This is a genomic window from Alcanivorax sp., from assembly GCF_014762765.1.
GTDB lineage: Bacteria > Pseudomonadota > Gammaproteobacteria > Pseudomonadales > Alcanivoracaceae > Alcanivorax.
The window spans coordinates 24,711-51,081 of sequence record NZ_JABURH010000178.1; the positions used below are offsets into that span (position 1 = coordinate 24,711).

Annotated in this window: 32 protein-coding genes; 21 read left to right on the forward strand and 11 right to left on the reverse strand. The window is 59.2% G+C overall.

Annotated features, from left to right (window positions below; translation table 11 throughout):
* The first annotated feature begins 2 nt into the window (after window positions 1–2).
* From HUJ17_RS13035 to HUJ17_RS13065, 7 genes are all read left to right on the forward strand, one after another.
* The gene (locus tag HUJ17_RS13035) at window positions 3–461 is read left to right on the forward strand and encodes a transcriptional repressor (protein WP_103916470.1); all 459 of its coding nucleotides are present in this window, start codon (window positions 3–5) and stop codon (window positions 459–461) included.
* A gap of 328 nt (window positions 462–789) precedes the next feature.
* Window positions 790–1,194: a MerC domain-containing protein gene (locus HUJ17_RS13040; RefSeq protein WP_290511095.1), complete on the forward strand. Its 405-nt coding sequence runs from the start codon at window positions 790–792 to the stop codon at window positions 1,192–1,194.
* Window positions 1,172–1,720, forward strand: a complete 549-nt coding sequence (locus HUJ17_RS13045; protein ID WP_290511096.1) for a DUF2796 domain-containing protein — start codon at window positions 1,172–1,174, stop codon at window positions 1,718–1,720. Before HUJ17_RS13040 ends, HUJ17_RS13045 begins: the two co-directional genes overlap by 23 nt.
* A gap of 2 nt (window positions 1,721–1,722) precedes the next feature.
* Window positions 1,723–2,424, forward strand: a complete 702-nt coding sequence (locus tag HUJ17_RS13050; protein ID WP_290511097.1) for an ABC transporter ATP-binding protein — start codon at window positions 1,723–1,725, stop codon at window positions 2,422–2,424.
* Complete coding sequence (locus tag HUJ17_RS13055; RefSeq protein WP_290511098.1) at window positions 2,414–3,652, forward strand: ABC transporter permease; 1,239 nt, start codon at window positions 2,414–2,416, stop codon at window positions 3,650–3,652. The genes HUJ17_RS13050 and HUJ17_RS13055 overlap by 11 nt, the downstream gene beginning before the upstream one ends.
* Before the next feature lies 1 nt (window position 3,653).
* A complete protein-coding gene (locus HUJ17_RS13060; RefSeq protein WP_290511099.1) occupies window positions 3,654–4,187 on the forward strand; it encodes a DUF3299 domain-containing protein in 534 nt (177 codons plus the stop codon).
* 127 nt (window positions 4,188–4,314) lie between these two features.
* The gene (locus tag HUJ17_RS13065) at window positions 4,315–5,904 is read left to right on the forward strand and encodes an ABC-F family ATPase (protein ID WP_290511100.1); all 1,590 of its coding nucleotides are present in this window, start codon (window positions 4,315–4,317) and stop codon (window positions 5,902–5,904) included.
* A gap of 142 nt (window positions 5,905–6,046) precedes the next feature.
* Here the strand turns inward: HUJ17_RS13065 and HUJ17_RS13070 are convergent, their stop codons facing one another.
* From HUJ17_RS13070 to HUJ17_RS13095, 6 genes are all read right to left on the reverse strand, one after another.
* On the reverse strand, window positions 6,047–6,628 hold the full coding sequence (locus HUJ17_RS13070) for a GNAT family N-acetyltransferase (protein ID WP_290511101.1): 582 nt from the start codon (window positions 6,626–6,628) through the stop codon (window positions 6,047–6,049).
* 102 nt (window positions 6,629–6,730) lie between these two features.
* On the reverse strand, window positions 6,731–7,246 hold the full coding sequence (locus HUJ17_RS13075; protein WP_290511102.1) for an MAPEG family protein: 516 nt from the start codon (window positions 7,244–7,246) through the stop codon (window positions 6,731–6,733).
* Complete coding sequence (locus tag HUJ17_RS13080; protein ID WP_290511103.1) at window positions 7,207–7,695, reverse strand: YHS domain-containing (seleno)protein; 489 nt, start codon at window positions 7,693–7,695, stop codon at window positions 7,207–7,209. Before HUJ17_RS13080 ends, HUJ17_RS13075 begins: the two co-directional genes overlap by 40 nt.
* Window positions 7,696–7,718: 23 nt before the next feature.
* A complete protein-coding gene (locus HUJ17_RS13085) occupies window positions 7,719–8,261 on the reverse strand; it encodes a carboxymuconolactone decarboxylase family protein (RefSeq protein WP_290511104.1) in 543 nt (180 codons plus the stop codon).
* 150 nt (window positions 8,262–8,411) lie between these two features.
* Window positions 8,412–9,338, reverse strand: a complete 927-nt coding sequence (locus HUJ17_RS13090; RefSeq protein ID WP_290511105.1) for an AraC family transcriptional regulator — start codon at window positions 9,336–9,338, stop codon at window positions 8,412–8,414.
* 100 nt (window positions 9,339–9,438) lie between these two features.
* Window positions 9,439–9,771 (reverse strand): rhodanese-like domain-containing protein, encoded by a 333-nt coding sequence (locus HUJ17_RS13095; protein ID WP_290511106.1) that lies wholly within the window; start codon window positions 9,769–9,771, stop codon window positions 9,439–9,441.
* An 81-nt stretch (window positions 9,772–9,852) separates the two neighbouring features.
* Between HUJ17_RS13095 and HUJ17_RS13100 the strand changes: the two genes are divergently transcribed.
* Both HUJ17_RS13100 and HUJ17_RS13105 read left to right on the forward strand, forming a co-directional pair.
* Window positions 9,853–10,305, forward strand: coding sequence for a helix-turn-helix domain-containing protein (locus tag HUJ17_RS13100; protein WP_290511107.1), 453 nt, complete (start codon window positions 9,853–9,855; stop codon window positions 10,303–10,305).
* Window positions 10,302–10,838 (forward strand): GNAT family N-acetyltransferase, encoded by a 537-nt coding sequence (locus HUJ17_RS13105; RefSeq protein WP_290511108.1) that lies wholly within the window; start codon window positions 10,302–10,304, stop codon window positions 10,836–10,838. The genes HUJ17_RS13100 and HUJ17_RS13105 overlap by 4 nt, the downstream gene beginning before the upstream one ends.
* On the opposite strand, the gene HUJ17_RS13110 is transcribed toward HUJ17_RS13105, so the two are convergent.
* Together HUJ17_RS13110 and HUJ17_RS13115 are read right to left on the reverse strand one after the other, a co-directional pair.
* Window positions 10,820–11,737: a pyridoxamine 5'-phosphate oxidase family protein gene (locus HUJ17_RS13110; RefSeq protein WP_290511109.1), complete on the reverse strand. Its 918-nt coding sequence runs from the start codon at window positions 11,735–11,737 to the stop codon at window positions 10,820–10,822. The two genes, HUJ17_RS13105 and HUJ17_RS13110, sit on opposite strands and share 19 nt — an antisense overlap.
* A complete protein-coding gene (locus HUJ17_RS13115) occupies window positions 11,734–12,384 on the reverse strand; it encodes a glutathione S-transferase family protein (RefSeq protein ID WP_290511110.1) in 651 nt (216 codons plus the stop codon). Before HUJ17_RS13115 ends, HUJ17_RS13110 begins: the two co-directional genes overlap by 4 nt.
* Before the next feature lie 112 nt (window positions 12,385–12,496).
* Between HUJ17_RS13115 and HUJ17_RS13120 the strand changes: the two genes are divergently transcribed.
* Window positions 12,497–13,393: a LysR family transcriptional regulator gene (locus tag HUJ17_RS13120; protein WP_290511111.1), complete on the forward strand. Its 897-nt coding sequence runs from the start codon at window positions 12,497–12,499 to the stop codon at window positions 13,391–13,393.
* Here HUJ17_RS13120 and HUJ17_RS13125 read toward each other — a convergent pair.
* Complete coding sequence (locus tag HUJ17_RS13125) at window positions 13,379–13,843, reverse strand: GNAT family N-acetyltransferase (protein WP_290511112.1); 465 nt, start codon at window positions 13,841–13,843, stop codon at window positions 13,379–13,381. The genes HUJ17_RS13120 and HUJ17_RS13125 overlap by 15 nt on opposite strands.
* Before the next feature lie 127 nt (window positions 13,844–13,970).
* Between HUJ17_RS13125 and HUJ17_RS13130 the strand changes: the two genes are divergently transcribed.
* From HUJ17_RS13130 to HUJ17_RS13165, 8 genes are all read left to right on the forward strand, one after another.
* A complete protein-coding gene (locus HUJ17_RS13130; protein WP_290511113.1) occupies window positions 13,971–14,345 on the forward strand; it encodes a hypothetical protein in 375 nt (124 codons plus the stop codon).
* A gap of 168 nt (window positions 14,346–14,513) precedes the next feature.
* Window positions 14,514–15,392 carry a branched-chain amino acid ABC transporter permease gene (locus HUJ17_RS13135; protein ID WP_290511114.1) on the forward strand — a complete coding sequence of 293 codons (879 nt, stop codon included), beginning with the start codon at window positions 14,514–14,516 and terminating at the stop codon, window positions 15,390–15,392.
* A gap of 3 nt (window positions 15,393–15,395) precedes the next feature.
* The gene (locus HUJ17_RS13140) at window positions 15,396–16,493 is read left to right on the forward strand and encodes a branched-chain amino acid ABC transporter permease (protein ID WP_290511115.1); all 1,098 of its coding nucleotides are present in this window, start codon (window positions 15,396–15,398) and stop codon (window positions 16,491–16,493) included.
* A complete protein-coding gene (locus HUJ17_RS13145; RefSeq protein WP_290511116.1) occupies window positions 16,490–17,260 on the forward strand; it encodes an ABC transporter ATP-binding protein in 771 nt (256 codons plus the stop codon). The genes HUJ17_RS13140 and HUJ17_RS13145 overlap by 4 nt, the downstream gene beginning before the upstream one ends.
* Entirely contained in the window at window positions 17,257–18,060 is an 804-nt protein-coding gene (locus HUJ17_RS13150; protein WP_290511117.1) for an ABC transporter ATP-binding protein, read from the forward strand. The genes HUJ17_RS13145 and HUJ17_RS13150 overlap by 4 nt, the downstream gene beginning before the upstream one ends.
* Window positions 18,060–19,874 carry a long-chain fatty acid--CoA ligase gene (locus HUJ17_RS13155; RefSeq protein WP_290511118.1) on the forward strand — a complete coding sequence of 605 codons (1,815 nt, stop codon included), beginning with the start codon at window positions 18,060–18,062 and terminating at the stop codon, window positions 19,872–19,874. The genes HUJ17_RS13150 and HUJ17_RS13155 overlap by 1 nt, the downstream gene beginning before the upstream one ends.
* 54 nt (window positions 19,875–19,928) lie before the next feature.
* Window positions 19,929–21,122 (forward strand): ABC transporter substrate-binding protein, encoded by a 1,194-nt coding sequence (locus HUJ17_RS13160; RefSeq protein ID WP_290511119.1) that lies wholly within the window; start codon window positions 19,929–19,931, stop codon window positions 21,120–21,122.
* A gap of 155 nt (window positions 21,123–21,277) precedes the next feature.
* Entirely contained in the window at window positions 21,278–22,126 is an 849-nt protein-coding gene (locus HUJ17_RS13165) for an ion transporter (protein ID WP_290511120.1), read from the forward strand.
* Window positions 22,127–22,217: 91 nt separating this feature from the next.
* Here HUJ17_RS13165 and HUJ17_RS13170 read toward each other — a convergent pair whose 3' ends face one another.
* Window positions 22,218–22,916, reverse strand: a complete 699-nt coding sequence (locus tag HUJ17_RS13170) for a pirin family protein (protein ID WP_290511121.1) — start codon at window positions 22,914–22,916, stop codon at window positions 22,218–22,220.
* A gap of 248 nt (window positions 22,917–23,164) precedes the next feature.
* Here HUJ17_RS13170 and HUJ17_RS13175 point away from each other — a divergent pair, with 248 nt between their 5' ends.
* From HUJ17_RS13175 to HUJ17_RS13185, 3 genes are all read left to right on the forward strand, one after another.
* Window positions 23,165–23,617, forward strand: coding sequence for an SRPBCC family protein (locus tag HUJ17_RS13175; protein ID WP_290511122.1), 453 nt, complete (start codon window positions 23,165–23,167; stop codon window positions 23,615–23,617).
* A 264-nt stretch (window positions 23,618–23,881) separates the two neighbouring features.
* Window positions 23,882–24,304 (forward strand): hypothetical protein, encoded by a 423-nt coding sequence (locus HUJ17_RS13180; protein ID WP_290511123.1) that lies wholly within the window; start codon window positions 23,882–23,884, stop codon window positions 24,302–24,304.
* Between the two features lie 136 nt (window positions 24,305–24,440).
* Window positions 24,441–25,505, forward strand: a complete 1,065-nt coding sequence (locus HUJ17_RS13185) for an NAD-dependent epimerase/dehydratase family protein (RefSeq protein WP_290511124.1) — start codon at window positions 24,441–24,443, stop codon at window positions 25,503–25,505.
* A 197-nt stretch (window positions 25,506–25,702) separates the two neighbouring features.
* On the opposite strand, the gene HUJ17_RS13190 is transcribed toward HUJ17_RS13185, so the two are convergent.
* On the reverse strand, window positions 25,703–26,371 hold a 669-nt coding region (locus HUJ17_RS13190), incomplete at its 5' end, for a fatty acid desaturase (RefSeq protein ID WP_290511125.1).

Sequence of the window (26,371 nt, forward strand, 5' to 3'; positions counted from 1 at the left end):
TCATGAACCGCACCGACCGCATTCTCGCCAGCGCCGAACAGCATTGCCGCGAGCAGGGCGTGCGCATGACCCCCCAGCGGCGTCAGGTGATGACGTTGCTGCTGGCCCAATCTGGCCCGCAGAGTGCCTACCAGTTGCTGGACCAGTTCAAGGCGCAATATCAGGAAAACGCCCAGCCGCCCACCATCTACCGGGCGCTGGAGTTTCTGGTGCAGCAGGGGCTGGCCCACCGGCTCAGCTCCACCAACCAGTACCTGGCCTGCGATCACATCACCTGCCATCACGGTCACCAGGGCACGGTGTTCCTGCTCTGTGATGATTGCGGTGCGGTGCAGGAAACCCCCATGGCGGGGGCGGCCATCAGCGAGTTGCAGCAGAGTATCAAGAGCCTGGGATTTGTGACCCAGCAGAACCCCTTGCTGGAAGTGCATGGCCGTTGTGCGAACTGCAACGTGGGTTAAATACAGGTAACACGCGTTTATAAAACCCTATGGCGATAGCGCGCCATGCTGGCGGTGTGATCCAAACCAGTTGCAAGTTGAAAGTGGAAACGCGGGAAAGTCCCGGGACATACGAGACTTTTCATTGCCGCGCTTCAGGGTTGATTTCGCGATGCGAGCATCGCTTCCCACAGGGAAATAACTGGCTCTGGGTCGTTTCAGGGTGATGTGGGAAGCGATGCTTGCCATCGCGAATATCACAATCAAGCGCGGGCGCCGAGCTTATCGTTATCTGCTGAGCTTTCTTCGCGTTGTAGCTTGTAGCTGTTCTCAAAACCGGGAGACAACCATGTCACGTTTACGTCTGGACCAGGCGGCCATCGCCCTGTCCGGTTTGTGTATGATTCATTGTGTGGCCAGCGTTGCCGGGTTGTTTGCCATTGGCTTTCTGTCGGTGGTTGGCGGGGTGGATGAGCTGTTTCACCAGGCGTTGCTGGCGTTGATTGTGCCGGTCAGTGTGCTTGCCATGGTTGCCGGTTACCGCAAGCATCGGCGGCGCAAGGTGTTGTTGCCCGGCCTGTTGGCGCTGATCGCATTGTGCATGCTCACCGCCTTTGAAGCGGCGCTGCACGACACCCTGTGGGAACCGCTGCTCACCAGCCTGGTCGGAATCTGTCTGGTCGCCACGCATGTGGGCAACATCCGCGCCTGCAAGGAATGTGAGAGTCATCATGAAGAGATTCGTACGGCTTGAATGCCTGGCCGGGTTAGGGCTCGGGTTATTGATGTTGCTCGGCAATCCGGCTGCCGCCGCCGGGGTGCATCAGCATGGACTGGCCGACGCGGCGGTGGTGGTGGAAGGGCATAGCCTGACCGTCAGTTTCCGGGCGCCGCTGATGGATATTCTCGGCACCGAGCAACCGCCAGTGGATGCCGCCGCCCGGGTTCGCTATGCGGATCGTCTGAAGCAGGTGAGTGAGCCGCAGTTGCCTGCAGCCGCCGGCTGCAGGCTCAGCCATGAAACCCGTAACGGAGTCGCGGCACTGTTTCCGGAACGTCAGCAGCACGACCACGAACATGAGCACCATGAACATGGCCATCATGCGGATGTGGAAGCGGAATGGACTTTTCAGTGTCAGTCTCCGGACAAGCTGACCACGGTTTCCCTGCCTTTCCTGGCTATTTTTTCCAGTCTGACCACCGAGGTCGTTCTGTTATTGCCGGACGGGCAGGGCGCCTTGCGCCTGACTCCCGGTGACACCCGCATTCCCCTGGAGTAACTGTGGTTCTTGAACTGGATAACCTGCGTTATCAGCACCCGGGCCAAGCCCGGCCTTTCATCCATATTGACCACTTTGCCCTGCAGTCCGGTGAGCGGGTACTGCTTCATGGCCCCAGTGGGTGCGGGAAAAGCACCTTGCTGTCACTGATTACCGGCATCAGGCCGGCTCAGCAGGGTGATATCCGGGTGGCGGGAAAACCGTTTTCTTCTCTGTCGCAGCGGCGCCGGGACGCTTTTCGGGCGGACCATATCGGTGTCATCTTTCAGGCCTTCAACCTGCTCCCATACCTGACTGCGGTGGATAACGTCTGTCTTAGCGCCGGGTTCTCACGGCGGCGTTGTGAGCGGGAAACGGCCGGCAACAACAAGCAGAGAAGGGTTGCGGCACAGGAGCTGCTGACCCGTCTGGGGCTGGATGCAGCCACGTCAGTTCTGCCCGCCTGGCAGCTGTCATTCGGCCAGCAACAGCGGGTGGCTGCGGCCCGGGCCCTGTTCGGCAAACCGGATCTGATCATCGCTGACGAACCCACTTCGGCCCTGGATAGCCACAGCCGCGATACCCTGCTGGCATTGCTCTGCGAGCATTGTGAACACGCCGGCAGTGCCTTGCTGATGGTCAGCCACGACAGTCAGGTGGCCGACCGTTTCCATCGCAGCGTGGCGTTTTCCGAACTGAACGGGGGAGGGCACCATGCTGCCTAGGATCATTCTTGCCTCGCTGCGTACCCGGAAAACCTCGGCAACGCTGATTGTTGTGGCCATCGCGTTGAGTCTGGTGATGATCGTGGGCATCGAGCGCCTGCGTCACCAGGTACGCGCCAACTTTGCCAGCACTGTGTCCGGCATCGATCTGATTGTCAGTGCCCGCGGCGGTCCCATGAATATCCTGCTGTACAGCGTGTTCCGGCTCAGCGATCCCACGGCCGGTATTCGCTGGGACACCGTGGAGCATCTTGCCGACCACCCGGACGTGAAGTGGTGGATTCCCATCGCCCTGGGTGACTCCCACCGTGGCTTCCCGGTGGTGGCCACCAACGGCAGTTATCTGACCCATTACCGTTATGGGCGGGATCAGGCCCTGTCGCTGGCAGGGGGCGAGTGGTTTACCGCTGCGGATCAGGTGGTACTGGGCAGTGCCGTGGCCCAGCGCCTCGGTTACCGGCTCGGTGACGATATCGTGCTGGCCCATGGCGCCAGCGGCCCGGCCATTATCGAACACGACAACCACCCCTTTACCGTGGTGGGCGTGCTGGCAGCCACCGGCACGCCGGTGGATCAGAGTGTGCATATTTCCCTGGCCGGCATGGCCGCCATTCACAGCGGAGGCCAGTTTCGTTCCGGGTTGCCGCCGCTGCCGGGTCAGCAGGCCGATACCCCGGATTCCGTGAATGCGGTCATGCTGGGACTGCAACGACGTACCGCCGTGCTCAGCCTGCAGCGGGAACTGTCCCGTTATAAAGCCGAGCCGCTCAGCGCCATCATTCCCGGTGTCCAGCTGCAGCGGCTGTGGCGCATGACAGCGGTGGGGGAAAACGCCCTGCGTGCCACTTCCATGGCGGTACTGCTGGTGGCGCTGCTGGTGCTGGTGTCCACCATTCTGGCTGCCCTGGAAGGGCGCCGCCATGAACTGGCGGTGTTGCGCGCCGCTGGCGCCGGTCGGCGCGCCGTCTATGGGGTGATCGTGGGCGAGAGCCTGTTTGTCACGGTGATCGGCAGCCTGCTGGGGCTGGTGCTGCTGTTTGTGGCACAGTGGGCACTGGCGCCGCTGGCACTGGCCGAATGGTCCTTGCGCCTGCCGGAAACCTTCCTGGCTCTGCGTGAGTTGCCGGCACTTGCTGCGATCCTGCTGGCTGGTTCCCTGGCCGGCCTGATTCCCGCGGAAAAAGCCTTCCGCAACAGCCTGGCCGATGGCCTGACCCCGAGGAACTGATATGCGTAGTCTGATCATCCTTCTTTGTCTGTTGATCAGCTTGCCGGGCTGGGCTGCCCGCGAACTGGAATGGGACGACCTGGTCCCAGCGGACTACGACCCCAATGCCGTCTATGAAGGATTATTCAGCAAGATTTACGGTGATCAGCCAGCGGAAGATATCGACGACGGTGATGCCCGTGGCGAGCAGATGATGGATGCCATCGACAAGGCCTGGCGCGAAGCGCCCCTGAAGGCTGAGCTGGATAACACCGTCGTGCGTCTACCCGGCTATGGGGTGCCACTGGACGGCGACGAGGAATACGTACGTGAATTCCTGCTGGTGCCGTACTTCGGTGCCTGTATCCACACGCCGCCGCCGCCCCGTAACCAGATTATTCTGGTGAAGATGAAAGGGCAGGGCGTGCCGCTGGATCTGGTGTTCGAGGCCCTGTGGCTGGAAGGCACCCTCAAGGTGTCCAGCCAGGACACCGAATACGGCACCGCAGGCTACGTGCTGGAAGGTGAATCCGCCGAGCTGTTCACCGGTTATTAGGATCCCGCACCCGCTTCTGGCTCTGTCCCGGAAGCGACCACTGTGCGACAATGCGCGCGCTTCGCGCACTCCGCCGCCGTTGACGCCTGTCAGCGGCGCTTTTCGCTTTTCCAACCGGTACAAAACATTGCTCACAACCGCCAACCTCACCATGCAGTTCGGTGCCAAGCCGCTGTTTGAAAACGTGTCCGTGAAATTCGGCAACGGCAACCGCTACGGCCTGATTGGCGCCAACGGCTGCGGCAAATCCACCTTTATGAAGATTCTCGGGGGGGACCTGGAGCCGTCCGCCGGCAATGTGTCCAAGGACCCGGACGAGCGCATCGGCAAGCTGCGCCAGGATCAGTTCGCCTACGAGAAATACTCGGTAGTAGACACCGTGATCATGGGCAACGAAGAGTTGTGGAAGATCAAGGAAGAGCGCGACGGCATCTACGCCAAGGCGGAAATGAGCGAGGAAGACGGCATCCGCGCCGGTGAGCTGGAGGCGGAATTCGCCGAGCTGGACGGCTACACCGCCGAATCCCGCGCTGGTGAGCTGCTGTTGGGCCTGGATATTCCGGTGGAGCAGCACTTCGGTCCCATGAGTGAGATTGCCCCGGGCTGGAAACTGCGTGTACTGCTGGCCCAGGCCCTGTTCGCCGACCCGGATATCATGTTGCTGGATGAGCCCACCAACAACCTGGACATCAACACCATCCGCTGGCTGGAAGACGTGCTCAACCAGCGCCAGTGCACCATGATCATCATTTCCCACGATCGCCACTTCCTGAACAGCGTCTGCACGCACATGGCGGACCTGGATTACGGCGAGCTGCGTGTTTACCCGGGCAACTATGATGAATACATGACCGCGGCCACCCAGGCCCGCGAGCGCCTGCATGCGGACAATGCCAAGAAGAAACAACAGATCGCCGAGTTGAAAACCTTCGTCAGCCGTTTCAGCGCCAATGCCTCCAAGTCCAAGCAGGCCACCAGCCGCGCCAAGCAGATCGACAAGATCAAGCTGGATGAAGTGAAACCCTCCAGCCGCCAGAATCCCTACATTATTTTCGAGCAGGACAAGAAGCTGTTCCGCAACGCTTTGGAAGTGAAGGGGCTGGCCAAATCCTTTGACGAGGCGCTGTTCTCCGGTCTCGACCTGCGAGTGGAAGTGGGTGAGCGCATCGCTATCATCGGTCCCAACGGCATTGGCAAATCCACCTTGCTGCGCTGTCTGGTGGGGGATCTGGCACCCACCGCCGGGGAAGTGAAATGGTCCGAGAACAGCGAGCTGGGTTACTACGCCCAGGACCACGCCCACGACTTCGCCGACGATATGGACCTGTTCGCCTGGATGAACCAGTGGGGCCAGGAAAAAGACGACGAACAGGTCATCCGTGGCACCCTGGGTCGGTTGCTGTTTTCCCAGAAAGATATCGGCAAGTCCGTGAAGGTGATCTCCGGGGGAGAGCAGGGGCGCATGCTGTTCGGCAAGATCATGCTGCAACGGCCCAACATCCTGCTGCTGGATGAGCCCACCAACCACATGGATATGGAGTGCATCGAGTCTCTGAATCTGGCGCTGGAAAATTACCCGGGTACCTTGCTGTTCGTCAGTCATGACCGGGAATTCGTGTCCTCCCTGGCCTCCCGGATTATCGAAATCACCCCCACCGGCATCGTCGACTTCCACGGCAGCTACGACGATTACCTGAAAAGCCAGGGCGTAGGCTGAAAAGATACCGCAGAGCGATTCACGAGAAACGAAAGATAACCCCAGGCAAAAACGGTTTCACCACAGAGGGCACAGAGAACACAGAGACGAAGAGGGTTTTTCCTCAGTGAACTCTGTGGCCTCTGTGGTGAAAAATTGCTTTTCAACGCACCATCGCCCAATGCCGCACATCCGTCCCCGGCATCACCGCCTCGTGCACCACCTCAAACCCGAAGCGCCGGTACAGCGACACATTGTCCGGGTTATGGGTATCCAGGTAGGCAGACAGTCCTTCCCGATCCAGCCGCTCCAGTGTCGGTTGCAACAGCCGTGTGGCCAGCCCCTGGCCCTGCTTCTGCGGATCAATCCCCAGCAATAACAGATAGGCGTGAGGTTTTTGCATCAGCTGGTCATGCACTTCTTGCATGGCTTCCCCGGCATCCACCTGCCGTTTCACTGCCGCGGGCCCTTGGCGCAACATGGGCAGGGCGCCAAAGCGAACCATATCCAGGACACTGCGGTGCAATGCCCGAGACGGCAGCCACACGGCAGCGCCGTCAATGTTGCCTGGCGTAGTGCAGATTTCTCCCCGGTGGTTCGCATGGCGAATCAGAAAGAGAAAGGTATGCTGGGACAGTGCCAAACGATGTTGATCGTCCGGAAAGAAATAACCAAACAGTGGATCGTGAAAGAACGCCCGGCTGAGTACCCGGGCGACGGCATAAATGTCTGTAGAGGCTGACATGGCTGACTATCGTTACAGGAGTGAGTGCCAAGCATAACCGAATCGGCTGCTCCTGTTGGAACCCTGCAAGCCCCCTTTATATGAGTAACGTCAAGCCTGCCGTTACATTATGCGCAAGGTGTGCACCGCTATCATTACGATTGCAATCCATGAAACCAGGTATGTGGGTGTTCTCAGATAGGGAATGGCCAATGTGAACACAACGGCATGGGTTACCCGTGCATAAAAGAACACTTGCATCCAGCAGGCCAGAGTATTGGACAGTGTGGAGGGAGCCAGTGCCAATGCGGGGATGATAACCGCCAGCAATGCCGGCAGGGTCTCCACCATATTAAGGTGGGCTCGCTGTGAGCGTTGTGCCCAGGCAGGGAGCTCGGGCGGATTTTCGGGGTAGCTGTGAAGCAATCCGGGCAATCCCCAGGCAAACAAGCGGGCAATTATGTAGGGAAACCACAGGAAAATAGTGAGTAGACCACTCAGGGTCAGGTAAAAATAAACGCCTTCCATCATTCCTCTCCTTTCTGTCTTTTTAAAAGTGACAATTCGCAAAGGGCGCCACGCGGGCGCCCGGATAACCTTTACAGCGACTCCGCTGCCTTGCTGCGAATCTTTGGCCATTGCTTGTTGGCCTTGTCGATGGTGCCGACCTTGTCCTGCTGGTAGGCGTTGAAGATTTCCTCGTTCAGAAAGACATAGAGTTTTCCGTCCATCACATCCGCGTAGCGGGGATCGCCATCAAACTTTTTGCCCACGGAAACCCCGAAAGTGCAGTAGCCGCCGTTCTGGGGCAGGTAGGCTTGCGGATTTTTCTTGAAGGCTTTCAGGTTCTCCTTTGTCTGGAAGTAATAGGCCACGTTGTCATGGACTGCCGTGTACTGAGCGATGCCTGGCTGGCGATTTCCGAGTTTTACGAAAGCCACCGGGTCGATGCCGTGCAGACCCAGAGGCGCACCAACGGCGGTCAGTCCTGAGGCCGTGTTGTATTCGTCCGCAGCCATTACCGGTTGCAGAGGCAGGGCGAACAGGGCGACCAGGATCAGCGGTGAAAAAACGGTTTTCAGGTTCATGGTAAGTCTCCTTTTCGTGAGCGTTACGCGGTTTTCAGGGACACGACAGGGAAGTCGATATCCGTGTTTGCCACGTTGTTCAGGTAGTTGGTGAAAGTGTTCAGCACCACATGGGCGATAATTTCCACGATCTCGCCATCATCGAACCCGGTATTGCGGACGGCCTCCAGGTCCCGGTCGCTGACCTGGCCGCGACGCTCCACAATGGCAACAGCAAAACGCAGGGCGGCATTTTCCTGCGGATCACCGGCTTCCCCGCCAAGACCGCTCCGGATGTCGTCTTCGGAAAGGCCGGCTTGTTTGCCAAGCATGGCGTGAGCGCTGGCGCAGTACTGGCAGCCGTTACGGTTTGCCACTGCCAGGGCAATCTGTTCACGAAGCCGGGCGGGTAGCGCTCCCTGCTGAAGATCGCCGGAAAAATCCAGATAGGACTGAAGGGCCACCGGCGCATTTGCCAGGGTTGCCATCAGGTTGGGAACCATCCCCATTTTGCTTTTTACTGCGGCCAGTAATGGTGCGGCCTGTTCCGGTGGCTGGTTGGTATCAACCGGGGGTATGCGTTGCATGGTGAGATCCTCGCGGGTTTGTTGAAGTCCTTTTCAACGTAGTGCGCGAGGGAGCCTGGAACAATAAAACCGCCGTTATTCGGGCGTGGTAGCAAACAGATCAGGACGATCCGCAAAGGCAGGAATGTTTTTTGATAGCAAAAGAAAAAATCAGCCAGCCTGTCTTCGGTATTCACTGGGTGCGATACCGAACTTTCCGGTAAAGGCACGGGTAAATGCCGCCGGCGACTGATAGCCGGACTGGATGGCAACTTGCTGGACGCTATGCTGCGAATTGTCGAGCAGGGAAAGCGCTTTTTGCAGTCGCCACTCCGACAGATAGGCCATCGGGCTCATGGACAGGTGATGGCGGAAACGGTCGGCAAACCGACTGCGCGACATGCCGATTTCCCTGGCCAGGGATTCCACTGTCCAGTGTGCGGTGCTGTCTGCATGCATCAGTTGAAGTGCTTTGCCGATATAGCGATCGCTGAAGCCTTCCAGCATCCTCTGCATCGCCGGTGTGTCAGCGATGCCCAGCCGGATGACCTCCACAAACACCACTTCGGAAAGGCGGGTAATGGCTGCTGCCGAACCGGTGCTGTCGGTAAAAACGCGTCGGGTAATCAGGCGCAGGGTTTCATCCAGCCAGGGCTGCGTGGCACGCATGGCCGACGTGATCCGGATGGCATCGGGCAAGGCCCGCAGTAAGGGGTGATCCGCGCCACGCCGAAAAGTGAAATGACCACAGACCATCTGGGTGGACGCGGCCGGATCCCCGTTGCCCAGCGTCAGCACTCCCTTGCCGTCGTAATTGGCATGTGCCAGAACATCCTCAAGCGGGGGAGCGCTATACGTCTCGCTGTGGGAAAGGATATGTCGCTTGCCACGGGGGATCATGATCAGGTCACCGCTGTTCAGGCACAGCGAGCGTCCGCATTCGAGTCTTACATGACACTGCCCCTGGATTACTAGGTGGAAACGGGCGGCACCCGGCAGATCCGGCACCGATACACTCCAGGGGGCAGAGAAGTCGGTGCGAAAATACAGGGCGCCTTTCAGGTTCAGGGTGTCGAGAATGTCGTCCAGAGTATCCATGCCCGAGTGCTCCCTCTCTGATGGATGAAACACCCGTACCGGTTCACTGCACAGGTGGTTCGTTCTGGATTGGATGCAGTCGGGCAGGAATTGTTGCAGTTCAGGCGGTTTCCAGCGGATAGCCCGCTTCCCGCCAGTCTTCCTTGCCTTCCACGTATTCATGGACCTGCGTATAGCCGAGCTGGTGCAGGGTCACGGCTGCCTGGCTGGAATTGGCGCAGGGCGTATTGGCGCAGTAGACAACGATAAAGGCATCCTTGTCCGGGAGCTGGCTGGCAGCGGCTTTGCGGACTTTGTCATGGGGAATATTGATCGCCCCCGGCAAGTGGCCGTCATCGAAGTAACGCTGTGGGAGAGCTTCCACCAGTGTGGTGGGCTGGCCCTGGTCCAGCCGTTGTTTGAGGGTGTCACGGGGGATGGTTGAGATAGCCATGTCTTTCTCCTTTGGTTGCAGTTGCAACCAATATATCGATAGCTAGTTGCATTTGCAACTATGTGGCGATACTCTGACTCCATGAAAAACAAACCCGAGAAACATACGGTGCTGGCCTGGGCCAGACTGCTGAAAGCCTCCGCCGGTCTGCTGGCAGAGGTGGAAAAGGCATTGAAACAAGCCGGGCTCCCGCCGCTGAACTGGTACGACGTCTTGCTGGAGGTCAGCCGGGCCGGGCCGACAGGGTTGCGTCAATCCGACATTGCCAGGGAGGTGCTGTTGCCCAAGCACAACCTGTCCCGCCTGATTGATCGCATGGAAAACCAAGGCGTGGTGACACGCAGCGGTTGTGACAGTGATGGCCGGGCTAAACAGGTCTGCCTGACGGATATCGGTGAGACACTGTTGCGAAAGATGTGGCAGGTTTATGGCGCAGAAATCCAGATCCGACTGGGCGAGCCGCTCAGCGATGCGCAACAGCATGCGCTTGCCGAAATTGCCGGTATCTTGCTGGATCAGGAGAGCAGGCATTGAGGCGGCAAATCTGCGTTGAAAACCGGGATGGCACATCGTTGTTGACGTTCGGGCGCCTGGGGGAGGTCCCGCACGCCGAGCTGATTGCCCTGCATAACGATCCCCGTGTACTGCGGCATCTGCCGTTGGCCGGTAATGTTTTCGATGAAGCCGTATGCCGGCAGTGGGTGGCAGAGAAGGATGGCCAGTGGCAGGAACATGGCTATGGTCCCTGGTCGATCCATGTGGAAGGCCGCTTTGCAGGGTGGGGTGGCTTTCAGTGTGAACAGGGAGAGGCGGATCTTGGTCTGGTGCTGGCGGCAGAGTACTGGGGAATCGGCCGCGCGGTGTGTTGCAAGATGCTCCGCATTGCCTTTGACGATATGCAACTGGCATCGGTTACTGCCCTGCTGCCGCCGGGCAGGGTTCGGGTAAAAGGCATGCAGCGTCTGGGATTTCAGCGCGATGGACAGTTACAGATCGGTGCGGTGCTTTTTCATCGCTATCGCTGCTGGGCACCGGGGACGACCGCCAGTCAAAGGAACGGGGAATAAGCCGGCGGTTGCCATTGCCAGGGCAGTGCTGTGGGCACCCTGATCCGTTGCCGGATCGTCAATTCCACGCTGTGCGTTTGATTGTCCCTGTCCCACAGGACTATCGCTTCCACCGACAGATAGAGCAGATCCCCATTGTCAAAATCGATAAACAGTAACCCGGCCCGGGGGTGCAGCGTCAGATTGCCCAGAGTGTTGAAAAAGTGATTGCCAGCGTAATCAGGAAAACGTAAATGGCGGTTGTCGATCACCTCCACAAAACCGGGTTTGCCACCGCGGTGGGAAATGTCCACGCCGGCGCGGCCACTCCGGTTGCCTGGAGGATACGTGGACGCAATGAAAAAGGTGTCTGCTTCGGCAATCCACTGCTGGTCGCTTTCATCAAGCGCGTCGGCATGGCAAGGAGCTCCGGCCAGCCGATGGGCCGCATCGGGCTCGCCCTCGCGGGACTGAATATATTTCGGACAGTTGCCAAAACTTTCGGTGACAACCACATCGATATGATCACCGTGACGGGCGAGAATTTCCCCGTTGGCCCGATTGCGCCGCCGGGTCGAAAAATCCAGCCCCAGCATGCCGATTGGGGCGCCCGTTTCCAGAGTGATACCACCCGGATGTGGGCCGGCGATGCCGGGACCGCTGATGCGCAGGGCACGTGGGTCCGGTGACGCAATAAAGCCGGCGGGGCCGGTGAATAGCAAGGCCCAGGGCTGACCATACGGATCCAGCGCACCGATCAGCAGCATCCGTAACTGAGAAAAAAACGTGCGGTGCTGCTCCGGCATGTAGTCACGAATCACCCGCTGGCCGACCTCCGCCATCTTCTCCCTGACGCCAAGGCGTTGCTGCAGAAGCTGCTCACCCGGGTGGAATGCCGGCGTTGGCTCCCGGTTTTTCATGCCTGCTTTTCCCGGGCGTTGAGGCCAACCGGTGAGACTTCCATGGCGATAAAGCCGGGTAGCGCCTCGATGCGCGACAGCCATTGCTGCACGTGTGGGTACGGCGTCAGCGAGACGTTGCCCTCCGGGGCATGGGCGGTATAGCTGTACATGGCGATGTCGGCCAGAGTGGGCGTGTTGCCGACCAGGAAATCCGATGTGCTCAGCCCGGCCTCCATGATCGTGAGCAGATCGTGGGATTGACGAATGGCCCGGTCGGTATCGATGTCGGCACCGAACAGGGTGGCCAGCCGTGCGCAGCAAGGGCCCAGGTACAGCGGCCCGGCCGCCACAGACAGCCAGCGCTGGATGCGCGCTGCGGTTACCGGCGCCTGTGGCAACCAGCGGCCATTGTCATAGCGGCTGGCCAGGTACACCAGAATAGCGTTGGCGTCGGCCAGAATGGTGCCGTTGTCATCAATCACCGGCACTTGCCCGAAGGGATTCATAGTCAGGAAATCCGGAGTCTTGTGCGCCTTGCCGGGCAGATTCACGTAGATTGCTTCATGGGGGATATCCAGCAGGGACAGAAAAAGGTGCACCCGGTGGCTGTGGCCGGACAAGGGGAACTGGTACAGCCGGATGGGGAGGGGCCCGGTGGTGGTCATGGTGATCTCTCCTGTTTCTGAAGGGGGGAGCTCCAGTGTTGGTAATTCTAGAAGTGGAATAAATATCCATTTATTGATTTCACTAATCCGAAAATCGGAATAATCTGTGCCCATGGACCAGCTCCGTGCCATGCGCACCTTTGTACAAATTGCCAATGATGGCAGCCTGACGGCGGCGGCCCGTTCCCTGAACTGTTCACTGCCGACGGTGGTTCGTCTGCTGGCGGACCTGGAATCTCATCTGGGAGTGCGTCTGCTCAATCGCACCACCCGCCGCCTGTCGCTGACTGCGGAAGGGCAGCATTACCTGGAGCAGACCCGCACCATTCTTGCTGCCATTGATGAATCCGAGGCTTTCCTTCGTGCGGGCCAGATAGAGCCGGGCGGTACCTTGAGAGTTACCGCGCCGGTGCAGTTCGGTCAGCGCTATGTTGCGCCGGCGGTTACCGGGTTTGTACGCCGCTACCCGGCTGTAAAGTGCCAGCTGGAACTCAATGATCGTAATGTGGATCTGTTGCAGGAGGGTCTGGATGTGGGGGTGCGTATCGGCCCTTTGCCGGACTCGACCCTGGTGGCTCGTCAGGTCGGGCATGTGCGGCGCATGGTGGTGGCGGCCCCGGCCTATCTGAAACACCAGGGTGTTCCGCTCGATCCGTGGGACTTACAACAGGGAAAGGCGGTGCTGGCGCACCGGGCCATGCGATCCTGGCGCTTTCAGGACAAGGGCAAAACGTTCACCGTGCCGGTTGAGGGTAATCTGGAATTCAACCAGATTGCGCCGGCCATTGAAGCCTGTGTCGCCGGCATGGGATTTGGCATGTTTTTGTCCTATCAGGTCGGTGAGGAATTACACAGCGGTTCCTTGGTACGGGTGTTGGCCGATTTTGAATTGCCGGTCCGCCCGGTAAATGTGATCTATCCCCATGCGGGCCTGCTGCCTGCCCGTACCCGCCTGTTTGTCGACTGGCTGTGTCATGCACTGGATGGTGTCACATCAATGCAGGGGTAGGGGCATAAACAGATGCCGGTTGGTGGCTGCAGTAAATCCCAAGGATTCATAGAAGCGGAGAGCACGGTGGTTATCGGGAGTGACTTCCACCAGTAATCCTTTGACGGATTCGTCGATCTGGCCAAGAAGATGCTGCAGAAAAGCCGTACCGATACCTAGATTGCGCTTGTGCGGCATGATGTACATTTCATCCAGCAGATGGATATCACCACTGAACTCATTGCTCCAGCAGTGAATCACAATGGCATAGCCCGCCACCTCATTGTTTATATCGAAAATCACGATACGGCCCCTCTCCGGCGCTCGACTTAACATCGTCACGGTGCGCATGACCTTTGCTGCATTCATGGCTTCCCCGGGCGGGTCTTCCCGGTAAAGCGCGGTAACCATGGTGACCAGCGCCGGAAAATCTCCTGGCCGGTATAGCCGAAAAGACGGTTTTTCTGTCATCTTGGATCCTGCTTGTCTGCTCTATCAGTAAAGATGCAGCAGAGCGAAAGGTGTTTCAGCTTTCCTGCTGAAACAAACAGCACCGCAAGGCATCAGCAGGAAGAAAGTTGACGGATGGAATAAAACAATGAAACCGTGGATTTTTCTGTTATTGATGGCCATGGTGAACACAGGGCTTGCCGGTGGTGTCCCGCAATGGCTCGCCGGCAAACCGGATATTGAACAAAGAAAAGAGTGGTGTGCCTGGTATCAATGGCTGTTTACGCATGCCGACAGGCAGACTGGGGAGCCTGTCAGTGAGGACCGCCTGGCTCGCAAACGCCTTGTTAATCTGGCGAACAGGCTGGCGGCGCACCATCAGGCATCTCCTCAATCCGAGTATAAGGTGGAGATCCGTTACCTGTGGCTGGGTAAGTCCGGTCCGGTACATTTCACCCTGCAGATTGATGCCACTGCCTTGCAGCCGCTCTTGAAAGAACGGGACTGCGAAGGCGGAATCTGATAATGCGGTGGGCAGTCAGGGAGCACAGCAGGGCGGCTCCATCATTGTCATGGTGCTTTCAGATCCTGTTACATTTTACATACTGGTGAGAATGTCGGACTTCCGCTAGGCTCGGGAACACTTGAATAAAAAAGAAACAGAATAATAACCCCCCGGGAGAGAGGGACCATGGATATACTCCAGCTGCTGGTCGGCGGGATAGCCAATGGCTGCATTTACGGGCTGTTGGCGCTGGGTTTTGTATTGATCTACAAGGCATCCGAAGCGGTCAACTTCGCCCAGGGCGACATGATGATGCTGGGGGCCTTTCTCGGCGTTACCTTCATCAACACCAGCTACGCGGACCTGCCTTTTCTGGTGGGTATCACCCTGGCCGCCTTGATCCTCGGCCTGTTCGGTTACCTCCTCGATCGTTTCGTGCTGCGAGCCATCTTTGGCCAACCGCAATTCGCCATGGTGATCTTGACCATCGCCCTCGGGTTCCTGATCCGCTTCGTGGCCGGGGTGATCTGGGGGCATGATCCCACCTCGCTGGAAACGCCCTTTATTGGCCGGGTCTGGACACTGGGGGAACTGATGATCCCGGTGGTGGACGCGGTGATCATCATTACCACCGTGGCGCTTACCTCCATTCTCTACTTCTTCTTTGCCCGTACCCGTCTTGGCGTGGCCATGCAGGCCAGCAGCCAGAACCAGATGGCGGCTTACTACATGGGTATCCCGGTGAAACGCATCAATGCCATTGTCTGGGCCCTGTCCGGGGTGGTGGCGGCCATTGCCGGGGTCATGTTTGCCGCCAAGGGGGCGGTGGAGCCTTCCGTGGGACTGCTGTTCGGTATCAAGGCGTTTGCGGCGGCGGTGATCGGCGGCCTGGGCTCTTTGCCCGGGGCGCTGCTGGGCGGCCTGCTGGTGGGCATCGTGGAACCCTTCGCCGGTCGCTATCTGCCGTCCGGCGTCGGCCAGATTGCCCCCTATGTGTTGATGTTGCTGGTGCTGATCCTGCGCCCCGGCGGCCTGTTCGCGCAGATCAGCCAGAAGAAGGTGTAGGCCATGAGCAACCGATTCAAAAGCCGTTACGACGACGATATCAATCTGTTTGAAGGGCGCTGGCACCTGGCCCAGTACGCCATCCTGATGGCGCTATTGTTGGCCGCGCCCTGGCTGCTGGGCACCTACTATCTGGGTGAGCTCACTGCCGTGCTGGTGTGGTCCCTGGCAGGGCTGGGCCTGATGCTGATCAGTGGCCATACCGGCCAGGTCAGCCTGGGGCATGCGGCCTTCATGGCCATTGGGGCCTTTACCAATCTGGCGTTGATGCTGCGCGGCTGGCATTTCCTGCCTGCCTTGCTGGCCAGCGCAGTCACCTCCGGAGTGATCGGCGCCATCATCTCCCGGCCGATCCTGCGCATGAGCGGCATCTATCTGGCCATCGCCACTCTCGCACTGAGCATCATTATCGAGGACGTGGCGATTATGGCCGAGCCGATTACCGGCGGGGTGGCCGGGGTGTTTGCCCCGCCCATTGCCCTGTTCGGCATGGAGATCGACCGCTATGCCACCCCGGAAGCCTTCTACTATCTCTGCCTGGCGGTGCTGGTGCTGGTCACCCTGGGGTATCTGAACCTGCTGCGCAGTGCCTCGGGCCGCTCTTTCCTGGCCGTGCGTGACAGTGAAGTGTCCGCCCGGGCCCTGGGGGTCAATGTGGCCCGCGCCAAGACCCTGTCTTTCAGCCTGTCCTGCGCTATCACCGGCCTGGCCGGGGCGCTCTACGCGCACCTGGCCCAGGCGGTGAACTATGAAAGCTTCCTGGTACTGATCTCCATCACCTTGCTGTTGCAGATTGTGATCGGCGGACTGGGCTCGGTGCACGGGGCCTTCTTCGGCGCCATTGTGGTGGTGTTGCTGCCACAATTGATCGCCATCGCCAGTGATTACCTGGATAACACCGCCGGCATCCAGATTGCGGCCTACCCGGGCCTGGATACGGCCCTGTTCGCCCTGCTGATTCTGCTTATGGTGATTTACGAACCGCGTGGCCTCTACGGCGTCTGGTTCAAGGTGCGTACCTGGTTGCAGCTGTTCCCGCTGTACCGCAAGGGCATGTTCCGCCGTACCCGTACCTACCTGAAAACGGAGCGCCAACGATGAGTCTGTTGCAGGTAAAGGATCTCTCCATTTCCTTCGGCGGGGTGAAAGCGGTGGACGGTGTCAGTTTCACCGTGGAGCCCGGCGAAGTGTTCACCCTGGTTGGCCCCAACGGGGCAGGGAAGTCCACCATCTTCAATCTGATCAGCCGTCTCTATGAACCGAGCGGCGGGCAGATCCTCTTTGACGGGCAGGACATTACTTCCCTGCCGGCGCATAAGGTGGCCGGGCTGGGTATCGCCCGCACTTTCCAGAATATTGAATTGTTCGATCACTCTTCGGTACTGCAGAACCTGTTGATCGGCCGTCATTGCCGGCGCAATACCCGCTGGTTCGAGGAGCTGTTGTTCCTGCCCAAGGTGCGGCGCAGTGAACGGGAGCATCGGCTGCTGGTGGAAGAGGTGATTGATTTCCTCGACCTGGCTCCCTACCGGGACAAGCTGATCGCCGGCCTGCCCTATGGGGTGCGCAAGGTGGTGGAAATTGCCCGGGCCCTGTCCAGCCAGCCGAAACTGATCCTGCTGGATGAACCGGCTTCCGGCCTCAGCGTGGAAGAAACCCAGAACATGGCCTGGTGGATCGAGGACATGCAGAAAGATCTGGGTCTGACCGTACTGATGGTAGAGCACGACATGAGCCTGGTATCGCGGGTATCCAACCGGGTGCTGGCGGTGTCGGAAGGCAGGCCCCTGGCCATGGGCACCGCGGCCGAAGTACAGGCGGACCCCAAGGTAATCGAGGCCTATCTAGGCACGGAGGCGACCTCATGAGTGCAGTGCAGAAAGAGACCATGAAGGATGCCCAGCCGTTGCTGCAGGTCAAAAATCTGGAAGCCTTCTACGGCCCGGTGATGGCCCTGCGCGGGGTATCCATCGATGTGTTCGAGGGCAAGGTGGTTGCCATCCTTGGCGCCAACGGCGCCGGCAAGACCACCCTGATGAAAACCATTTCCGGCGCCCTGGCACCGCGCAAGGGCAGCATCAGCCTGGCTGGCGAAGCCATCGAGGGGCGCGAACCGGATGCCCTGGTCCGTCAGGGTATCGCCCACGTGCCGGAAGGCCGGGAAGTGTTTCCGTTTCTCACCGTGGAAGAGAATCTGGCCATGGGGGCTTACATCCGCCGCGACAAGGCGGGTATCCGCCAGGACATGGAGATGGTGTATGACTATTTCCCGATCCTGCTGGAGCGCCGCAACCAGCCCGCCGGCACCCTGTCTGGCGGTCAGCAGCAGATGCTGGCCATCGGTCGTGGGCTGATGTCGCGGCCGTCGCTGATGTTGCTGGATGAACCGTCCCTGGGCCTGTCGCCGCTGCTGGTGCAGGAAATCTTCGCCATCGTCCGTCGGCTGAATAAAGAGCAGGGCGTGACCCTGTTGCTGGTGGAGCAGAATGCCCAGGTGGCACTGAATACGGCGGACCATGGCTATGTGCTGGAAACCGGCCGCATCGTCATGGACGGCAGCGCCGAGGAGTTGCTCGCCAGCGACGACATTCGCGAGTTCTATCTGGGCCAGTCGGCGGGGGATGACCGACCGGAAAAACGCTGGAAACGAAAGAAGACCTGGCGCTGATGATGACAACAACCAACAACGCACCGACCCTTCTCCACGGTTGCGACACCGTGGTCAAACTGTGGCGCCAGCAATGCCTGGAACGGGGAGCGCAAATCGCGCACCGTGAAAAGGACCTGGGCATCTGGCAGAGCTACAGCTGGCAGGACTATTACGAAAAGGCCCGTGCCATCGGCGTGGCGCTGCTGTCTCTCGGTCTGGAGCGGGGCCAGCCGGTCTCCATTCTCAGTGAAGACAACAAGGAATGGCTCTACTGCGATCTGGGTATCGCCGGTGCGGGCGGCATCAGCAATGGCGTCTATACCACCGACAGTGCCGAGCAGCTGGCCTACCTGGTCAATGACAGTGGCTCCGCCTTCCTGTTCGTGGAAAACGATGAACAGCTGGACAAATACCTGACCGTACGCGACCAGGTGCCCACCCTGAAAAAGGTCATCGTCTTTGATCGCAAGGGGCTGCGGGATTTCAGTGATCCCATGGTCATGTTCCTGGATGAACTCTACGTCCTGGGCGAGGGCATTGCCGATGTCGAAGCCCGGTTCAGCGCCAGCATTGCCGAGAGTCAGCCGGATGACATCCGCATGCTGATCTACACCTCCGGCACCACCGGTGCCCCCAAGGGGGCCATGATCAGCCACCGCAATGTGCTGTTCCAGCTGGCGGCTGGTGAGCAGGTGCTGGAAGCCCATGAAGACGACGACCAGCTCTGCTTCCTGCCCCTGTGTCATATTCTGGAGCGGCTGGTGTCGGTGGAAGTACCGATCTACAAGGGCTGTACCGTGAACTTTGCGGAAAGCCCGGAAACCGTATTCGAGAACCTGCGCGAAGTGTCGCCCCATACCTTTGCCGCGGTGCCGCGTCTGTGGGAAAAGATCTACAGCTCCATGATGACCCTGCGAGACGAAGCCACCGGTTTTGGCCGCTGGTGCTTCGATCGGGCTCTTGCTGCCGGGGATGGCTGGCACTGTGAGCGCAAACGCTCGCCGCTTTCCTGGCTGCATTACCAGTTCTGGAATCTGCTGGTGTTGCGCAATGTCCGGGACCTGATCGGTATGGCGCGCCTGCGCCGGGGCACCACCGGTGCCGCGCCCATCTCGCCGGACCTGATTCGCTGGTTTCAGGCCCTGGGCGTGCCGCTCTATGAAGGCTACGGCATGACTGAAACCACTGGCGTGGTATCGCTCAACAGCAAGGACCGGGCCCGGGTGGGTTCCGTGGGCGAGCCGCTGCCCGAGACCGAGGTGCGCATTGCCGACAACGGTGAAGTGCTGGTACGCGGTGACCATGTGTTCGCCGGTTACTGGCGCAAGCCGGAAAAAACTGCCGAGGATATCCGCGATGGTTGGCTGCACACCGGCGATGTGGGGCGTCTGGAAGACGGCATGCTCACCATTACCGGTCGCCTGAAAGACATCATCATCACCGCCGGCGGCAAGAATATTACCCCGGCGGAAATCGAAAGCCGCATAAAGTTTTCTCCGTATATTTCCGATGCCGTGGTCATTGGCGACCAGCGCAAGTACCTCACCTGCCTGATCATGATTGATCAGGAAAACGTGGAGAAATATGCCCAGGATCGTCAGGTCCCGTTTTCCAACTTCGCCTCCCTGTGTCGTGCCAAGGAGGTGATCGACCTGATCGACAGCATCATTACGGATGTGAACAAACAGTTCGCCCAGGTGGAACAGATCAAGTATTTCCGCCTGATCGACGTGCTGCTCACCGCCGAGGATGAGGAGCTGACTGCCACCATGAAGCTGAAGCGTTCCTTCGTGGAGAAAAAACACAAGCACCTGATTGATTCCATGTACTGATTGCAATTACCTGAAGTCACGGCTTCAGGTATGAATTCGAGAGGAGAGTGCATTATGAAGAAGCTTTGTCTGGCGGCTCTCGCCGCAGCCACCCTGATCGGGTGCAGTGATAACAAGGAAGAAGAGAGCGCCGCCGCCGAGTCGGTGCGTGGTGTCAGTGATACCGAAATCAAACTGGGCGGCATGCACGATCTGTCCGGGGTGTTTGCCGCGTTTTCCTCCCCGGCGGTGCAGGTGGCCAACGACATGTTTGCCGACGTGAATGCCGAGGGCGGGATTCATGGCCGTGAGATCCGCTATATCGTCGAGGATCATGCCTACCAGGTACCCAAGGCCACCCAGGCCACCAACAAACTGATCAGCCGGGATGAAGTATTTGCCATGGTGATGAGTCTGGGCACGCCCCATAACCTGGCCGCGTTCCCGGTGATGGATCGCAATAATGTGCCCAGCATTCTTCCTCTGGCGCTTTCACGACAGATGGAAGAGGAGGGGGACTTCTCCCACCGTTTCGTCTTTGGCCCCAGTTACTATGAAGGGGTACTGAAAGGCGTCAACTGGATGACGGACGAGTACGGCATCGAGAAAATCTGTGTGATGTACATTCCCTCGGATTTCGGCGAGGAGGTGAACCAGGCCATTAACGACGCCGCGGCGGGCAAGGATTCCCTGACCCTGGCGGAAAGCACCTCCCACCGACCGGACGAGAGTGATTTCACTGGCACCCTGGCGCGCCTGAAGGATGCCGGTTGCCAGCTGGTTGCCGTGGCCCTGCCGGTGCGGCCGATCATTTCCGTGGTGGCCACCGCCAAGGAAATGGGCTGGGATGACGTGAAGTTTGTGGTCTCCCAGGCCGGCTTCCATTCCGCCGTTGCCGCGGCACCCGGGGGGGTCACCGAAGGGCTTTACGGTGTGTCTCCCTGGCAGGATATCGTCAGCCGCATGAAGGATGTGCCGGAAGCGAAACAATGGGCGGATGAGTACCAGGCGCAGTATGGTTCTGTACCCAGCGGTGGTGCGGTGCTGGGGCGTGTCGGTGCCATGGTGACCATTGAGGCTCTGCGCAAGGCCGGGCCGGATCTGACCACCGATTCCTTCCTGGCGGCTATGGAATCCCTGGACTTCAGCGACCCGGTCACCGGGGTGGATATCAAGATGAGCGCCACCAACCACCGTGCCGGTAACGATATGATTCTCTCCAAAGTGATCGACGGTGTCTGGGAGCCCGTGGTGACCCTGGAAGACTGATCACGGGCTTTCCCGCTGACGCTTTGCTCGTAACGCGAAAGGTCTGGATACCCATCCCGACCTTTCGCCACGCGAGTTTGGCGCCAACGGCCCCTATCAATTCCCCCTCCTGTATCAGGTATACTCGCGCCTCCTGGATTATTTGGTGACTCTCCATGCAGGCCACTTCAACGTCCGTATCCCCCGGCTGGCGGCAACGCCTGGCTGTTCTGCTGAATACCCCGCTTTTCGGACACACCATTACAGCTTTGATCCTTCTCAATGCGATTATTCTGGGCGTGGAAACCTCCGCGGTAGCCCAGGAGCGGGCAGGGCAGTGGCTAAACCTGCTTAACCAGGTGGTGCTGGCCGTGTTCGTGCTGGAAATCGTGCTCAAGCTGGTAGCATTCGGGCCGCGTTTCTTCCGTTCCGGCTGGAATGTCTTCGACTTTCTGATCGTCGCCATTTCCCTGGCGCCGGCGTCCGGACCCCTGGCGATCCTGCGAAGTCTGCGCATCCTGCGAGTGCTGCGTCTGCTGTCATCGGTAAAGCGGCTACGCATGCTGGTGGAGTCCCTGATGCAGGCGTTACCCGGCATCGGCTGGACCGCAGCGCTGTTGTTGATGATGTTCTACATCTTTGCGGTAATGGGTACCGAGCTGTTTGGTGAGGCCTTCCCGCAGTGGTTCGGCACCCTGGGGGCAAGCATTTACAGTCTGTTCCAGATCATGACTCTGGAAAGCTGGTCCATGGGCATTGCCCGGCCGGTGATGGAGGTTTACCCCCTGGCGTGGATCTTCTTCGTGCCCTTTATCCTGATCTCCAGTTTCATGGTGCTGAACCTGTTCATTGCCATCATCGTCAGCGCCACCCAGGAAGTGCATGAAAGTGAACAGCGTGCTGAACGGGATGCCAACAACCAGATTGCCCACGACGAGCGTCAGGAAATGCTCGACCTGATGCGCACCATGCATGAAAAGATTGCCTCACTGGAAAACGCCCTGCAGAAAAAGGCCGGCCAATAATGTCGGCATGAAATGGCTGCAGGCAAGCTCCTGCAGGAAAGAAAAAGGCCCGGAAATACGCCGGGCCTTTTTCTTTGCAGGCCGGTCCGTCCTAGACGCTCTCCACCAGCACGATCTCACTGTCTGCTTCTGCCACCACAGATAGCCGGGCTTCATCACTGATGGCCAGACCATCGCCGGTTTCAGCCAGCACCCCATTCACCCGCACCCGTCCCTTGGCAGGCACCAGGTAGATCTTGCGAGCCGGGTCCAGCACGTACTCGATGTCCTGACCCTTGCTCAGCGTTGCGGCTACCACGCGCGCATCTGCCTGTATCGGCAGGGCGTCCGTGTCTTCCGGGTAACCACTGGCCAGCACTTCAAAGTGCCCGTCGCGAGAGGCCTTCGGGAACGGCTTACTGCCCCAGGTGGGGGGCAGCCCGGTGGCGTTGGGAATGATCCAGATCTGGAAGATCTGTGTCTCCGTGTTTTCCCTGTTGTACTCGCTGTGGGTGATGCCGGTACCGGCTGACATTACCTGCACATCCCCGGCTTCGGTGCGGCCACTGTTACCCAGGCTATCCTGGTGAGTGATCGCTCCCTTGCGCACATAGGTGATGATTTCCATCTCCCGGTGGGAATGCGGGGCAAAGCCGGTGTGCGGTGCGATGGTGTCATCGTTCCACACCCGCAGATCACCCCAGTGCACCCTTGCCGCGTCATGGTAGTTGGCAAAGGAAAAGTGATGCCGGGTATCCAGCCAGCCGTGCCTGGCATGGCCAAGTTCATTGCGTGTGCGCAGCTCGATCATGACGTCCTCCTGTAACAGGCTCCATTGCCTGTCCGTCGATGGAGTCACTATATGATCAGAATGGTTGATTAAAAATGGGTTATTTTTGTGGAATATAATCAATTTAGTTGATGTTGCGGGGCGCTTACCGGATGGCATTCCTGGCAAACGATAAACCGGCATCTTCCTGTCGAATGATGGCTGCCACATTCGATAAGAGGATACCCCCTCCAAGAACGGAGGCATCACACCCAACAAGGAGAGTCATCATGTCCGGTAATACCGTCCGTTTGCACCGCGTCCTGCGCGCCACCCCCGACCGCGTCTACCGTGCCTTTCTGGATGCCGATGCCATGGTCAAATGGCTGCCGCCCCATGGCTTTACCGGCAAGATCCATGAAATGGACGCCCGTGAAGGCGGTGGCTATCGCATGTCGTTCACCAACTTCTCCACCGGCAAAAGCCACGCCTTCAGCGTCCGCTACCTGGAACTCAAGCCCAACGAACGGATACGCCACAGCGACCAGTTTGACGACCCCAATTTGCCCGGCGAAATGCAGGTCACCATCACCCTGAAAGAGGTGCTGTGTGGCACCGAATTGACCATTACCCAGGAAGGGGTGCCGGAGGTAATACCGGTGGAATTCTGCTACCAGGGCTGGCAGGAATCCCTGGAAATGCTGGCGCAATTGGTGACCCCGGAGATCCCGGACGAGGGGTAAGGGTGCCTCTGAAAAAAACCCAACACCCCCTTATTTCTGTGGGAAGTGATGCTTGCATCACGAATAACGGCGGTGTGTACAGGCTCCTTCGCGATGCAAGCATCGCTTCCCACAGTAGAGCGGTTTTTTTTCAGAGGTTCCTCAAGTTAACAGCCTGTTAAACCATGCTAGGCCTGTTCACGCATGGGGGAGGGTGGATGGTGTAGAGTTGTCGGGGTAATCAGTAACGCGCCTTGCCAACACCTCTCAACCTCGGAGCTCCCCATGCCCAACTCGGCACAACAATGGCTGCAAGCCTTTACCGGTGGCTTTATTGCCACGCTATTGTTTCATCAGGGCGTGCTGGCGCTGTTCTGGCTGGCGGGGCTCATTCCCGCAGCGCCTTGGAACATGACCCCGGTGCCGCCTTTGGGTATTCCCCAGGTGATGTCGCTGGCATTCTGGGGCGGCGTCTGGGGTGTGCCTGTCTGGTGGCTGATCCGTCGCTGGCAGGGTATCCGGCACTGGCTGGGCGCGTTAATCATCGGGGCCATCGGTCCGACACTGGTGGCCATGCTGCTGGTGTTTCCCCTGAAAGGTCTGGACGTTAACGCCACCAAGGTGGTCGGTGGCCTGATCGTCAATGGTGCCTGGGGGCTGGGGCTGGCCGCGTGGATGTGGCTCAACCGGGCACGTTGGCAGAGCTGAATGAAACAGGCGCCATTGGCGCCTGTTTTCGTTGTGATTGCCGTTGGCCGCACGGCCAGGAAATGGCACGAACAGCCCTAGTCTTGTGTTGCCATCGTGGTAGCGTTGGCCTTCTTTTTATCGGCGGGAGCCAAGCATGCCCAGTAACACTCATACCGTGATGGTCACCGGTGCCTCCGGCTACATTGCCGGCTGGATCGTCAAATACCTGCTGGAAGCGGGTCATACCGTGCATGCCACGGTGCGTGATCCCAACAAGGCGAAGAGTGTCGATCATTTGAAGCGCATCGCCGACGCTGCGCCGGGTATCCTGAAACTGTTCAAGGCCGATCTGCTGGATGCCGAAAGCTTCGATGCACCCATGCAGGGCTGCGACATCCTCATGCACACCGCCTCGCCGTTCGTGCTGGATGGCTTCACCGATGCCAACGAGGCCCTGGTGCGCCCGGCGGTGGAGGGCACTCGCAATGTGCTCAATGCGGCCAACCGCTGCGACACCCTCAAGCGTGTGGTGCTCACCAGCAGCGTGGCCTCGGTGTACGGGGATGCCACCGACATGAAAGGCAAACGCGCCTTCACCGAAGCCGACTGGAACACCACCAGCAGCGTCAATCACAATCCCTACCAGTATTCCAAAGTCGCTGCGGAGCGCGAAGCCTGGAAGATCCACGATGCCCAGAAAGGAAGTGCAGAAAGCCGCTGGGACCTGGTGACCATCAACCCGGGCATGGTCTACGGCCCGTCCCTGACCAACGCCAGTAACTCGGCCAGCATTGGCACCCTGCTGGATATGGGGCGCGGCAAGCTGAAAACCGGTGTGCCGGCTTTGGAATACGGCATGGTGGACGTGCGCGAAGTGGCCCAGGCGCATTTGCTGGGGGCATTCAAACCGGAAGCGGAGGGGCGCTACATTCTGGTCAGCCAGTCCGTGTCCATGCTCGACATCGCCGGCATGCTGCGCAAGCAATTCGGCAAGCAGTATCCCTTCCCGATGATGAAGGTGCCCAAGCCGGTGGTATGGGCTGTCGGCCCGTTCATGGGCCCGGTCACCCGCAAGTTCATCAGCCGCAACGTGGGCTACCCGCTGCGCTTCGACAATAGCCGCAGCAAGGCGCTGGGGGTGAACTATCGACCGGCGGCGGATACCTTGAAGGATCACTTTGAACAAGTGTTGGAAGACGGTTTGGTGAGGCGGCGCTAAATGCAGCGGCTTGTTAAAAGCGCCTTCGCCTTGCGAGCAAGGCTCCCACGACTCGCCTTGACCGTTGGAGCTTTGCTTGCAAAGCGCAAGGGCAAAAGTCGGGAAAGCCTTTCCGGATTTCACCAACCTTAATCCTGCCTCACCACCAAAACGCAGGGCGGATTAGCCGGAAGGCATCATCCACGCTGCGGTCTACGTCAGGACTGGCTGGCTTCTTCGCGGCGCGGCTCGTAGGGTTCGCCGCCACCGGGGAAGGCCAGGCGCAGATTGTTCAGCCAGGTGGTGCCGAACTGGCGGAACAGGGAGGCGCTGTTGTACGGAATACCGTAACGGTCGGCCAGCGCCCGTACCCGCGGTGCCACTTCCTTGTAGCGGTTGCTGCACATGTCCGGGAACAGGTGATGCTCGATCTGGTGCGACAGGTTGCCGGACAGGATGTGGAACAGCTTGCCGCCTTCAATGTTGCAAGAGCCCAGCATCTGACGCAGATACCAGCGCCCGCGGGTTTCCCCTTCCACCTGTTCCAGGGTGAAATTGTGAGCACCGGCGGGGAAATGCCCGCAGAAGATAATGGTGAATGCCCAGATGTTGCGGATCAGGTTGGCCACCGCATTGGCGCCGGCCACCATGCCGAACACCAGCAGGGGCGAGAAGGGCACGTAGAAGGAAATCGGGATCGCCACCAGCGCCGCCGCCAGCGGCCAGGCGATGTAATCCTTGGCCACCTGCCGCCATACCTTGTAGCCAATCCGTTTTAACAACGGCGTGAAATCCTTGAGCTTGTTCTTGCCTTTCAGGTGGTCATCGATGGCTTGCTCATGGACGGCCACGCCTTCTTCGAACAACAGCATCAGCAGAATGAAATA